This is a genomic window from Paenibacillus sp. HGF5 (assembly GCF_000204455.1).
Classification (GTDB): domain Bacteria; phylum Bacillota; class Bacilli; order Paenibacillales; family Paenibacillaceae; genus Paenibacillus_AQ; species Paenibacillus_AQ lautus_A.
Genome location: NZ_AEXS01000030.1, coordinates 17,366 through 28,905 on the forward strand (window position 1 = coordinate 17,366; position 11,540 = coordinate 28,905).

At 47.1% G+C, this 11,540-nt stretch carries 13 protein-coding genes and 1 pseudogene; 13 read left to right on the top strand and 1 reads right to left on the bottom strand.

The window, feature by feature from the left end; genetic code table 11:
- The first annotated feature begins 274 nt into the window (after nucleotides 1-274).
- Nucleotides 275-421: a hypothetical protein gene (locus HMPREF9412_RS32810; RefSeq protein ID WP_009590439.1), complete on the top strand. Its 147-nt coding sequence runs from the start codon at nucleotides 275-277 to the stop codon at nucleotides 419-421.
- Between the two features lie 98 nt (nucleotides 422-519).
- On the opposite strand, the gene HMPREF9412_RS05740 is transcribed toward HMPREF9412_RS32810, so the two are convergent.
- A complete protein-coding gene (locus HMPREF9412_RS05740; RefSeq protein ID WP_009590422.1) occupies nucleotides 520-888 on the bottom strand; it encodes a helix-turn-helix domain-containing protein in 369 nt (122 codons plus the stop codon).
- A 328-nt stretch (nucleotides 889-1,216) separates the two neighbouring features.
- On the opposite strand from HMPREF9412_RS05740, the gene HMPREF9412_RS05745 reads away from it, so the two are divergent.
- The 12 genes and pseudogenes from HMPREF9412_RS05745 to HMPREF9412_RS05800 form a co-directional block, all read left to right on the top strand.
- Nucleotides 1,217-1,627, top strand: a complete 411-nt coding sequence (locus HMPREF9412_RS05745; RefSeq protein WP_009590430.1) for a hypothetical protein — start codon at nucleotides 1,217-1,219, stop codon at nucleotides 1,625-1,627.
- A gap of 116 nt (nucleotides 1,628-1,743) precedes the next feature.
- Nucleotides 1,744-2,433: a CpsD/CapB family tyrosine-protein kinase gene (locus HMPREF9412_RS05750; protein ID WP_009590428.1), complete on the top strand. Its 690-nt coding sequence runs from the start codon at nucleotides 1,744-1,746 to the stop codon at nucleotides 2,431-2,433.
- The gene (locus tag HMPREF9412_RS05755; protein ID WP_009590421.1) at nucleotides 2,430-3,482 is read left to right on the top strand and encodes a nucleotidyltransferase family protein; all 1,053 of its coding nucleotides are present in this window, start codon (nucleotides 2,430-2,432) and stop codon (nucleotides 3,480-3,482) included. Before HMPREF9412_RS05750 ends, HMPREF9412_RS05755 begins: the two co-directional genes overlap by 4 nt.
- A 286-nt stretch (nucleotides 3,483-3,768) precedes the next feature.
- A complete protein-coding gene (locus HMPREF9412_RS05760; RefSeq protein WP_015737326.1) occupies nucleotides 3,769-4,560 on the top strand; it encodes a hypothetical protein in 792 nt (263 codons plus the stop codon).
- Entirely contained in the window at nucleotides 4,557-4,838 is a 282-nt protein-coding gene (locus tag HMPREF9412_RS05765; RefSeq protein ID WP_009590425.1) for a PqqD family protein, read from the top strand. The genes HMPREF9412_RS05760 and HMPREF9412_RS05765 overlap by 4 nt, the downstream gene beginning before the upstream one ends.
- Nucleotides 4,828-5,265: a signal peptidase I gene (locus HMPREF9412_RS05770; protein ID WP_009590442.1), complete on the top strand. Its 438-nt coding sequence runs from the start codon at nucleotides 4,828-4,830 to the stop codon at nucleotides 5,263-5,265. The genes HMPREF9412_RS05765 and HMPREF9412_RS05770 overlap by 11 nt, the downstream gene beginning before the upstream one ends.
- 120 nt (nucleotides 5,266-5,385) lie before the next feature.
- The gene (locus HMPREF9412_RS05775) at nucleotides 5,386-7,524 is read left to right on the top strand and encodes an ABC transporter ATP-binding protein (RefSeq protein ID WP_009590435.1); all 2,139 of its coding nucleotides are present in this window, start codon (nucleotides 5,386-5,388) and stop codon (nucleotides 7,522-7,524) included.
- Complete coding sequence (locus HMPREF9412_RS05780) at nucleotides 7,521-8,018, top strand: DUF1854 domain-containing protein (RefSeq protein ID WP_009590433.1); 498 nt, start codon at nucleotides 7,521-7,523, stop codon at nucleotides 8,016-8,018. Before HMPREF9412_RS05775 ends, HMPREF9412_RS05780 begins: the two co-directional genes overlap by 4 nt.
- Before the next feature lie 296 nt (nucleotides 8,019-8,314).
- Nucleotides 8,315-9,076 carry a YveK family protein gene (locus HMPREF9412_RS05785; RefSeq protein ID WP_009590440.1) on the top strand — a complete coding sequence of 254 codons (762 nt, stop codon included), beginning with the start codon at nucleotides 8,315-8,317 and terminating at the stop codon, nucleotides 9,074-9,076.
- 226 nt (nucleotides 9,077-9,302) lie between these two features.
- Complete coding sequence (gene galU / locus HMPREF9412_RS05790; protein ID WP_009590432.1) at nucleotides 9,303-10,196, top strand: UTP--glucose-1-phosphate uridylyltransferase GalU; 894 nt, start codon at nucleotides 9,303-9,305, stop codon at nucleotides 10,194-10,196.
- Between the two features lie 16 nt (nucleotides 10,197-10,212).
- On the top strand, nucleotides 10,213-10,917 hold the full coding sequence (locus tag HMPREF9412_RS05795) for a sugar transferase (RefSeq protein WP_009590434.1): 705 nt from the start codon (nucleotides 10,213-10,215) through the stop codon (nucleotides 10,915-10,917).
- 204 nt (nucleotides 10,918-11,121) lie between these two features.
- A pseudogene (locus HMPREF9412_RS05800) lies at nucleotides 11,122-11,540 on the top strand (NAD-dependent epimerase/dehydratase family protein); the annotation flags it as partial.

The following is an 11,540-nucleotide window of genomic DNA, read 5'->3' on the forward strand; positions in this document are numbered from 1 at the left end:
TGTATTCTTTAATGAATGCAATGTGGTTTTTCTTCATATATAAATAAATTACAAGGGTTTAAGAATCTTCTATGATGATGACAGGATTCACCAAAAGAAAATTCGACAAAATTAGAACCGGAAGCATAGGACAAAGGCTCCACAAGACGACAGCATCATGTGATTTCATTCGTTATAATATTGGTAAGTAAGTTGTTGGGAAGATATGCGTTATCATCGTGTTCATGCAGCAGGGATGGAGATGAAACTATAGATAAGCGAGGTAGTTGAAGAAATGAGTGTGGACAAGGAGAGAGGCTCCGGAAGCACCGAGCAGCGGCTTGACCAGCAGAAGACGAACATCGACATCAATAAGCTCATGACTCAATTGGGAATCCATCCTGATAAATGGCTGCAAATGGAGGAAGCTCATAACGATTAATACATTTGTCATCGCTAAACATGACTCTAGTGAAAATCCCCGATACCGCTATGTTTGAACATAGTGAGTAACGGGGATTTCCATCTTCATGATCTGCATTATTTCATGGAGCGTTCCATGCGAACAAAAGCAATGAATCTTTTGGCTTCCTCTTCGGTTAACTTGCGGCCATCCACCGTGAGATTGAAACGCTCCAGCAAATCCTGGTCCGAAAGCTCAAGTCCGTCCACAAATGAGCGAACCTCCGGATCAAGCACCGATTTCTCCAATGTTGTTCTCCCGATCAGATAATCTATGGATACGTCAAAGAGGTCTGCCAGGCGGGTCAATGTTTCAAAATCCGGCTTGCGCCGGTTTTTTTCGTAATGGGATAGTGCAGCACGAGTAATGCCGACAGAGGTAGCGAGTTCTTCTTGAGTCCACCCGCGCTGTTCACGTAGTTCTGCAATTCGTTCTCCGTAGTTCATGCTTTGATCCCCCTTTCAATTGCTTGGCATACCTGATGGTGTGATTAGAAAAATGCGTCGATTCTATATAAAGCAGCTTAATGTACGTAAAGTCACGGTTTGGTGATGAGAGGGTCGTAAAATTACGCAACATCCTAAATTTACACACGGAAGGTAGAAAATGACGATTTTTCTATTGACTTGATACGATATGTATCGTAAAATTGGAAAATAAAACGATACAATTTGTATCTGTTATCATTTTTTGAGTGACACTTAGTATCATTTTATCCATCGATAAAATGTCCCATACCAGAATTTATAGAAATAAAGGAGAATTAAATTCCTGATGTCAAGCGAAACGAAGCATCTTATTAAGGTAGGGATTAGAGTCATGGAGATTGGTCCCCTGAGCCTGCACGGCAGAAGCCACGATGTGACGCCGATCGAGCTGGGTCCGGAGAAGCTTGTTTTCCTGTGTTCCTGGGATATCCCCATGAGTCCCAAGATAAAGCTGCGTTATGAAATCGATGACATGTTTGATCATATTCAGGTTTATGGGAGGATACAGACTCAAGAGCCATTGCAGGATTATCGGTTGTATCAGGTTCAAATATGTACGGATCGTGATCAAAAAGCACGGATAACGGGCATGCTTAACCGGATGATAAGCAGTCATGTGGCGTTTAGCCATGCCGTTTATCAAAATTACATATATCGTTCGCCAGGCCAATATAATAAAAAGCTAATCATACAGTAACAAACTAGATACAGACATTTTACTATATTTAAGATGCTTGGTCATTAGTTCTTTTACCTTAAATCCGCTCACTCTTTTCACAGGGATCGGACTATTTTAATAGGCAGGTGAGTTAATTGGCGAGAAAATACAAAAATCCTCTGGTTACCGTCATTAATCCGAAATCTCCGGCAGCGGAATCGTATCGGGGGCTAAGGACGAACATTCAATTCTCCGTTCATGACAAACAGGTTAGGGTGATCATGGTTGGCTCGGCTCAAATGAACGAAGGCAAAACAACCACAGTTAGCAACTTGGCCGTCGCCTATGCGCATGAAGGCAAAAATGTGCTGTTGATTGAAGCGGATTTGCGCAAACCCTCACTGCATCATGTATTCGGCGTTTCGAACGATACCGGATTGACCAATGTCTTGGCCCAGCAGGTAGACGTTGAAGACGTCATCCGGCCGACGGCGGTTACGAATCTCTCCGTCATAACTTCCGGCTCCATTCCATACAACCCTTCCGAAATGCTAGGTTCTCACAACATGCAAATGTTAGTTCACGATCTTAAGCAACGCTACGACATGATTTTGTTTGATACCCCTCCCATATTGGCAGTGAGCGATGCGCTTATTGTGAGTGCTTTATGCGATGGCGTCGTTTTGGTTGTACTGGGTGGGAAGGTGAAGAAATCCCAGGTGAGAAAAGCCAAAACTCAACTTGAGCACGTTAAGGCCCATCTTCTTGGGGTAGTGCTTAACAATATAACGATCAGAGAAAATGAAGCAGAGCAGCTTTATTACGGTAGTAAGTGGTTGAAATGAAGAACCGCGACATTCTGGTTATGTTTCTGGATGAGTTGTACCAGGGGAGGATTCCTTCCCTGAGTGAATCTCAATATGACAAACTGATGGAAGATGTCGAATTGTTTGATATCGGGCCCCAGGTTTTCTCAGAGCTTCAGCGAAAACACCTTCTTCTTCAAATCCCGGAAAACTTCCGGCGCAAATTAAGCGCTGATGCAAATACCGTACTCTTACAGAACCTTTTTATAAAAATCGAGCTCAAAAAGATCCTGCAGACCTTCGAAGCGTCCTGTATAGAAGCGATCCCTCTCAAGGGAACGCTGCTTGCAGAACGCTATTTTGGCGGTCTCGCAGCGCGCGGCACGACAGATATCGATCTGCTTGTGGGCAAGGAGGACTTGCATCGAGCTGCCACGCTGTTGACGAATGCTGGATTTGTTAAAGCTGCGGGCGATGCTACACATTTTCACGAAGAATACGTCAAATCATTGGATAACGATAATTTTCCCTCGCTAACCATTGAATTGCATTGGAATATCAGCAGAGAGGATTTTACGGCTACGGATGTGTCCCGTTTGTGGGACGAAGCTTGTGTGATGAGCGATTTTAATTACATTTACGAGCTAAGCCCGTTGCACACCTTTTACCATATTTGTCTGCACGGCATGAACCATCACATGATGTCGATGAAATACTTTGTTGACATTGCAACGCTTATACATTCCCTTGATACAAGGCTGGATTACGCGAAACTGTTGGATATGGCCGCTGCGGATCGAAATCTCTCGAAGGTATGGATCGCTTTGAACCTGGTTTACAGCATGTTCCCGCATCTTCAGGCACGATGGCCGCTGCCGCTGCTTTCATACAAGTTTAAATATCCAGGATGGAATCTTGAAAAGGCGCGTAAAGTTATGCAGGGTCGCAAAGGCTTTAGCTACTCATGGTTTAGAATGATGACCGCCTTCACGGTCCATGATACTTGGAGGCAGCGCTGGTCTCAGGTGGGATTCCTGATTTGGAATTTGCCGCTGCTGTGGATAAGAAAACGTGAAATTTTCAGATAGGAAATTTTTACTATTTATTGGTTGTGGTATGTAGCATTATCTAGTTGACATGATACAAATTGTATCATAAACTAATGCTCAAGAAGGAGGTGTTAAGTATGAAAAAGACCTACGAGGCTCCAAAAATTTTGGCACAGGGCAAAGTGGAGTTTGGCACGACTCGTCCCAGCAACCCGGGCGGCGGGGGAAATCCTATTTGGTAGTATTTATACATTCCTTTGTTCATCGTTCCATAAAGCGCTTCGCTGGAATTGAATTATTATAGGTGGAAGTCGAGGTTGATCATATGTATGTAGCAACGGCAATAGTCGGAAAGTCCCGGGTGTCCTTTAAAACCGAATCGAAACGGATAGCCGAATTTGTCGCCAAGCGATTTAGGGTATCCGCCATTTCTGGTCAGGATCCTCAGGCTGATTTGTATGTTCGTATTCGAGGTGGGTACGGAGAGCCATTTGATGATGGACCTGTCCAGATTTCTGTATCCGAACATCTAATTAACTTCAAACGCTGTGATTATCATATGATTTCATCCCGGGATTACAGTTCGGCGGAAATCCATGTCTATGACGAGTTTGCCCTGAAGCATGCATTAATTAATTTGTACAGCTCATGGCTAATCCATGGAGAGCGCGGACTGCTGATCCATTCCTCTTGTGTGGTTCAAGACGGCAAAGCGTGGATGTTCGCAGGCCAATCCGGTGCAGGTAAGTCGACTGTCGCTGAGCTGTCGCGTCCCCGTCCGATTTTATCTGATGAAGCTACGTTTCTGTACATAGAAGAAAACGGACGTGTAACCGTGTTCGATTCTCCATTTCGCAGCGAGATGGAGAATCCCTGTGAACTTGAAGAAGCCGAATTATCCGGCATCCATTACATTATTCAATCCCCTGAAGTGGAGCGTGTGTCCATAACACCGTTGGATGGATTCGCGCTAATGCTGGATAAGGTGTTTTATTGGCGTCATGATCCTGAGGAAACAAGAAATATGATTGCTTTATGCAAGAAGGTAGTGCAGCAAGTACCTTCCTATCAGCTTTATTTTCAGAAAAATGATACGTTTTGGGAGAGGATTTCATGAGCCAAACACAAACAAGGCTGCTGATAAGAAACGAGCATGTTGAAAGCGAAATGATCGGAAACGAATGGATACTGCTGAACATGAAGGAGCATGTGGCAACCAAGCTGAATGAACTCGGGGGGTATATCTGGAGCATTATTCCGGAATATGGGCACATGGAAGGAATCATTGAAAAAATTGCGGAGGAGTATGACATTGACCGTCATACTGCTGAGCAGGACGTAAAACCATTTATTGAAGAACTGTTGGGCAGCGGCCTTCTGACGTATGCTGGATGAGGCCAGAATCGCCAACGAATGGATGGAAAGACGCGGGGGGATCCAACTTCCCTCCTTGGGGCGCAGCATGTACCCCTTCATGGTGGAGGGGGAGCTAAGTTCTTTTGAAAAGCTCAATCATGAGGAAGCCAGAATCGGTGAAGTCTATCTCTTTGTTACAGGAGCGGGAAGCCTCGTCTGTCATCGGCTTCATGACATTCATGGCGAAGGCGGCTTGAAACGATACATATTTAAAGGGGACACCAACATTGTCCCGGATGAGCCGGTACGGAAAGAACAAATCTTGGGACGGTTTACCGGTACTTATAAAAGGAAGGGTTGGATTCCTGCCGATCATTGGAAATTGTCGATTCTAACCTGGATAACGCTCAACATACCGCTGTGGCCAAAGATGGTAAGGCGGTATTTGTCGTTAAGAAGGCTTTAAATAGAAAGATGTGATGATATGAGGATATTACGAAAACGAGGATCGAGGATTTCGGAACGATCGGAAACGCACGGCAAAGAGACGCCCTGGCTAATATTGCACGGAGACTTGAATCGTGATGTGCGTTTTGAACCGTTGCAGCTTGTGTTTACAGCTTCCAGTCTGCAGGTGCTGGATCGGGAAGGAAGGGAATTGCTGGAGATTCCCAAGCGTAAAATGATGAACATCGACCTGGTTGAGGTCATCGGCGGTGGTTGTCTTGTCGCCGGCACTGCGGATGGCCCGGTTGAAATTTTACGATTCACGGAACCGTACCTTGAGTCCTGTCGCAAGGCTCTGCCGCAAGTCGAACAGTGGATAACGGATTCATCGCCGCATCGAATGGACCAACGCGGCGATTTGGACGAAAAGAAGGGGAAATGTGACCGCTGCGGACGCGCAAAACGGACAGCTTCCGGTTTCTGCATACGCTGCAATCCCAAATGGAGTACGGTGTCCCATCTTCTTCAGCGGAGCAGAGCCTATAGATCTTCTATCATGATGATGGGAATCCTCGTAATCGTTACCGTTCTTGTATCCCTGGCACCACCCTACGTAATCAAATGGATCATTGATGAAATATCATCGCCTACTCGCTCAGACGGGGATTCCGCGTCATTGATAGGGTTGGCCGTAATGCTCGCCGGTTTGTACGTTCTGCAGGCATTGCTTCAGATGATCGAAGGTTATACGGCCATTAGGATCGGTGGACGCTTCCTTGGGGAGATTCGCAGAGATATGTTTCATGCCCTGATGAAACAATCGATGCGTTTTTTTGATAATCGGCAGGTATCTCAATATATCGGACGCATTAATCAGGATACGGATGCACTCAAGAATTTTATGTCCCAAGGGATTGTTCACCTGACCTCTCAGTTTTTATCCGCTATTTGTATTATGGGAATGCTGTTCTATTTGGATTGGCGTTTGACCCTGATGATCCTTCTGCCGCTGCCGCCGCTTGGAATCCTTGTGATGCGTCTGTGGCCGAAAGTCCGGGATATGTGGTATGCCCAGTGGCAGTCGTCCATTCACGTTCAAAATATGGTAGGGGAGGCTCTTCAGGGAATACGAATTATAAAAGCCTTTTCCAAGGAACAAGCCGAGAAAGCACGTTTTGATCAGGTCAATCAAAAATATGTTCATCGCATGATTTCAATTCAGAACTTATGGATGTTCATGACGCCGGTACTCACGTTATTCATTTCACTGTTTGCAGCCCTCGTATGGTTTGCCGGAGGACGGAGCGTGCTGGAAGGCAGCATGACTGTGGGAACATTAAGCGCATATGCATCGTATTTGATCATGTTCTTCGGTCCTGTCAAATGGCTGGCGCAATCCGCCAGCTGGATCAATGAGGTGCTGGGATCGGCCGAACGAATCTTTGAGGTGATTCAAACGCCTGCTGAAGTGAAGGATGACGAGAGAGCTCTGCGCTTTAACAACGTTCAAGGTGAAATCGTCTATAATCAGGTGGCTTTCGGCTATACGCAAGATCGACGAATTCTCCAAGGGATCAACCTTCGAATAGCACCTGGCGAGATGATAGGCATCATCGGTCCGTCAGGAGCGGGGAAGTCGACCTTGATCCATCTGTTGTGCCGATTTTATGATCCGGACGAGGGGGACATCTATCTAGACGGACGAAGGCTTACCAGCATTAAGCAAGAGGAGTTAAGGAGAAATATTGGGGTGGTGTTTCAGGAAACCTTCCTCTTCGATGGGACCATAGCGCAGAATATCGCTTATGGATGCCCCGAAGCCAGTACAGAGGACATTATTCAAGCGGCAAGGACCGCAAATGCGCATGACTTTATATGCCGGCTCCCTGACGGCTATGAGACAAAGGTAGGAGAGAGAGGGCATCGGTTGTCCGGAGGAGAGAGGCAGCGTATAGCCATTGCCAGAGCCGTGTTGCTCGATCCCCCGATTCTGATTTTGGATGAGGCGACCTCCTCGGTCGATGTGGAGACCGAAGCTGTCATTCAGGAGGCGCTGGATACGGTGGTTCAAGGCAGAACGACTCTTGTCATTGCTCATCGGCTGTCGACTCTTCGGCGGGCGGATCGGCTTCTGGTTCTTGAAGGAGGGAGGCTAGTCGAGAGTGGAAGCCATGAAGAGCTTCTGAGACGCCAAGGGGTATATCATCGTTTGCTTCATGCAGCGCAGGCGAAAGCCCCGAAAGACGAATGGATACCGATGCAGGAGGTTGCTACATGATGGTAGCGCGAAGGGAAGCATGGGCTCAGGACCAAAGTCTTCGACTCTATCGTAACGGGAGAGGCGAACTAGAGGCGGAAATGAACCGAGAGACAATCGGTAAAGTGCGCCTTGTTCTGACATTTCCGGTCACGAAGCCGGAGGCGTACATTTCTGTACGCTCTGCATTGGATCAAGAGGTTCATTTTATTCTTTCGCTGGATGAACTGGATAAGAAAAGCCAGTCGGCTGCCAGGGAAGAACTGCAGCGAAGCTATTTGATACCCGAAATATTAAAAATTATGGGAATCAAGCGCCGGGGCAGGAATTGGCTGTGGGAAGTGGAGACGACGTATGGCAGGATCTCATTTCGCATAGACCAGCCGCAAGAGAGCATCGATTTCCTCTCGGAGAATGATTATACGATCAAGGATACGGAGGGCAGACGATACGTCCTCCGCGATGTAACACGTCTCGACAAACAGAGCAAGCTCTATTGGAATAAGATCAATTAGTTATAACGACTCACAAATGAGAGAATAGAGTACCAAAAAATGTAAACGCCTGCCGAATGGGGGCGTTTTTCTTTTTTGTTTCAGCCATGCATTTATATTTGTGTACGCTTACATGCCTAGAAATCATGTTGAAAGATCTGAATTTGCTTTCTGATTGTGTAACAAAATGTATCGTTTGTAGGTAAATAAGACCAAATCAGTATTGACACGATACGAATTGTATCGTAAATTGAAGATGCTAAATGATACAAAATGTATCTACGGAAGCACATTTGCTTATGGACGGAGGAAATTCAGTGGAACTTGAAATTAAAGAGTATGCAACCGTGTTGAAGAAAAGGCTGTGGTTAATTCTCCTCGTGGTTGCCGTGGTCTGCGTACTCGTTGGATTTTACAGTTATCGAATGGTTGAACCCCAGTACGAAGCAAGCAACAAGATGATCGTGACCAATAAGACCGAAGAAAAAAAGTCTGTCCTTAGTTCAGATGATATGGATATGGGGATGCGTCTGGTTTATACATACAAAGAAATTATCGGAACTAGCGTGATTCTGGAAAAAGTGGTGGAACAGCACCCGGAATTGAAACTAACCGTGAAAGACCTGATGGATATGATGGTGGTCGATACCGTACAGGATACACCTGTCATGACGATATCCGTCAGGGATTATAGTTACGATGGCGCGCTCAAAGTAGCCACGGCCGTTGCCGACGTATTCAAATCCGAAATATCCTCTATCATTCCCGGCGGGAACATCACCATCCTATACGAGAATAACGCCGATCCCAGACCGGTCACTCCAAGTCCTTTGCTGTATGTTGTGATTGCTTTCGTTGTGTCGCTGATGCTGTCGATAGGTTTCTGTTTCTTGCTCGAATATTTGGATGATTCCATCCGCACTGACAAAGAGGTTGAACTGGTTCTCGGACTTCCGACACTGGCCGTTATACAGCACTTCAAGTCAAGTGACTTCAAAGCGAGAGGCAGCTCCGTATCAAGACGCAGTCCGGTTGAACCGCCCGGTTCCGGAAAGGCCATCGTTAACGCTTCCGAATAAACGTTGTTACTTAAAGCATACATCAGGTAATGCCTACTGAACCTCTACCACCGTAGGCACTCGATTATGCTGTGGGCATCCGTCAAACAGGATGGCTTAGACGTTCATCGTCGATGGCGTAAAGTGAGGAAGGGTTAGATGCCCTCTCTTGTTTACATAGAGCTTCACATGGAATACCCAATTTTCCGGTAAAAACGAAAGAATTAGGATAGAGGAGGAACGTACAATGGCAACCATTAAAAAGGCTATCATTCCTGCTGCCGGACTGGGTACTCGATTCTTGCCAGCTACAAAAGCAATGCCCAAAGAGATGCTTCCGATCGTGGATAAGCCTACGATCCAGTACATTGTGGAAGAAGCGATTGAGTCCGGCATCGAGGACATCATTATCGTTACAGGCAAAGGCAAGCGGGCGATTGAGGATCATTTCGACCATGCATTTGAACTGGAGCATAAGCTTAGGCAGACCAAGAAGCTTGAATTGCTTCATGAGGTGCAGCGCCCCTCTCGCATGGCGGACATTCATTATATTCGCCAGAAAGAACCCAAAGGGCTGGGGCATGCCGTATGGTGCGCACGAAAATTCATAGGCAACGAACCGTTTGCCGTCCTGCTCGGGGATGATATTGTTCGTGCGGAGAAGCCGTGCATCAAGCAGTTAATCGAACAGTATGAACAGACCCGGAGTTCCGTGATTGGCGTTAAGTACGTATCTCCTGAGGAAGTACACCGATATGGAATCATTGATCCGTATCCGGTGCCCACCCTCGGAGGGCTGTCCAGAGTGCAAGGAATGGTAGAAAAACCGAAAGCCGAGGACGCACCTTCCAATCTGGCGATCATGGGACGTTATATTCTGACCCCGGCGATTTTCTCTTACCTGGAGCAGATGGAGGAAGGAATCGGCGGAGAGATCCAATTAACGGATGCCATTCAGCGAATGACCGAAATCGAGGAAGTGTATGCCTACCAATATGAAGGTACGCGCTATGATGTCGGGGAAAAGCTCGGGTTCATTCTTACATCGGTTGAATTCGCGTTGATGAAAGAGGAGCTGCGGCTCCCCCTTTTGCACGGACTTGAGCAAATGATACATAAGAACCGAACGTTGGCTAGATAGGAGATTGAATCAAGCCATGAATATCGAAACGATTGAAACAAGGACGTTGGAAACCGCTGCAGCCGAAGAGTTTCCCGTGATGACAGGTGCGAGCTCTTTTCCGGTGAAGCCCCGTTTAGGGTACTTCCGGCTGAAACGGGCAACGGATGCGATGCTGTCCGCTGTTGGCCTTATTCTACTTCTGCCTCTGTTTATGATCATCTTCTTGTGCATGAAGGTGGAGAGCCCCCGAGGACCGATGCTGTTCTCGCAGATTCGGGTAGGCAAGAACGGAAAAACGTTCAAAATGTACAAAATTCGCTCCATGGTCGTTAATGCGGAACAGCTTCAACAGAAGCTGGTTCATCTAAATGAGGTTGAAGGTGCCATGTTTAAAATGAAGAACGACCCACGGATCACGAAGGTGGGACGCATTCTTCGAAAAACGAGCTTGGATGAACTCCCGCAGCTGTGGAACGTACTGAGAGGCGAGATGAGCCTGGTCGGACCGCGGCCGCCGCTCCCTGCGGAAGTAGAGGCCTACACCCCTTACGATATGCAGCGGCTGAGCGTGGTTCCGGGCTGTACCGGCTTGTGGCAGGTAAGCGGCAGAAACGCCCTGGGGTTCCGCGAAATGGTGGAGCTGGATTTAAGGTACATCCGTGAACAATCCACGACCCAGGACATTCGGATCCTGTTCAAGACGGTCCGGGTGTTCATGGGGTCCAAAGATGCTTTTTAGTTAAAGTGCATGTTCAAAAAGGCCGGTTTTCAGCACCGAGAAGGTTGGATGAAGCTAGGGACGTCAGGAGCGGAGCGTGCGTAGTTTGTACGTGAGCACCGGAAGGCCCGGCTGAATTCAAGATTCGATGCCGAGTGGCTTCCTGATTCACTTCGTGATCAAAGGCGGGCTTTTTGAACAACCACTTAAAAGGAGATGGCGGTTATGAATTTAGATTCCCGAATATATGTGGCTGGTCATCGCGGTCTCGTGGGATCTGCCATTGTTAGGGCATTGGAGCAGCAAGGTTATCGCAACCTGGTTACCCGTACCAGCCAGGAGCTGGACTTGCGTGAACGTGATCGCGTGGAACGCTTTTTCAGCAGTGAAGGAATAGAGTATGTGTTTCTAGCCGCCGCCAAAGTCGGCGGTATCATTGCGAACCGGGATTACCCAGCGGATTTCATACGGGACAATCTTCTAATCCAGAATAATATCATAGATCTTTCCTATCGGTACGGGGTAAAAAACTGCTCTTTCTCGGATCTACCTGCATCTACCCCAAACTGGCTCCGCAGCCAATGAAGGAAGAATATTTGATGACCGGCGCCCTGGAGCCTACCAATGAGCCCTATGCCGTTGCC

Bases quoted from the DNA above. Each gene is read 5' to 3' on its own strand.
- HMPREF9412_RS05795 (WP_009590434.1), top strand. From the start codon at position 10,213: ATGAATATCGAAACGATTGAAACAAGGACGTTGGAAACCGCTGCAGCC.
- HMPREF9412_RS05770 (WP_009590442.1), top strand. From the start codon at position 4,828: ATGCTGGATGAGGCCAGAATCGCCAACGAATGGATGGAAAGACGCGGG.
- HMPREF9412_RS05740 (WP_009590422.1), bottom strand. From the start codon at position 888: ATGAACTACGGAGAACGAATTGCAGAACTACGTGAACAGCGCGGGTGG.
- HMPREF9412_RS05760 (WP_015737326.1), top strand. From the start codon at position 3,769: ATGTATGTAGCAACGGCAATAGTCGGAAAGTCCCGGGTGTCCTTTAAA.
- galU (WP_009590432.1), top strand. From the start codon at position 9,303: ATGGCAACCATTAAAAAGGCTATCATTCCTGCTGCCGGACTGGGTACT.
- HMPREF9412_RS05765 (WP_009590425.1), top strand. From the start codon at position 4,557: ATGAGCCAAACACAAACAAGGCTGCTGATAAGAAACGAGCATGTTGAA.
- HMPREF9412_RS05755 (WP_009590421.1), top strand. From the start codon at position 2,430: ATGAAGAACCGCGACATTCTGGTTATGTTTCTGGATGAGTTGTACCAG.
- HMPREF9412_RS05780 (WP_009590433.1), top strand. From the start codon at position 7,521: ATGATGGTAGCGCGAAGGGAAGCATGGGCTCAGGACCAAAGTCTTCGA.
- HMPREF9412_RS32810 (WP_009590439.1), top strand. From the start codon at position 275: ATGAGTGTGGACAAGGAGAGAGGCTCCGGAAGCACCGAGCAGCGGCTT.
- HMPREF9412_RS05745 (WP_009590430.1), top strand. From the start codon at position 1,217: ATGTCAAGCGAAACGAAGCATCTTATTAAGGTAGGGATTAGAGTCATG.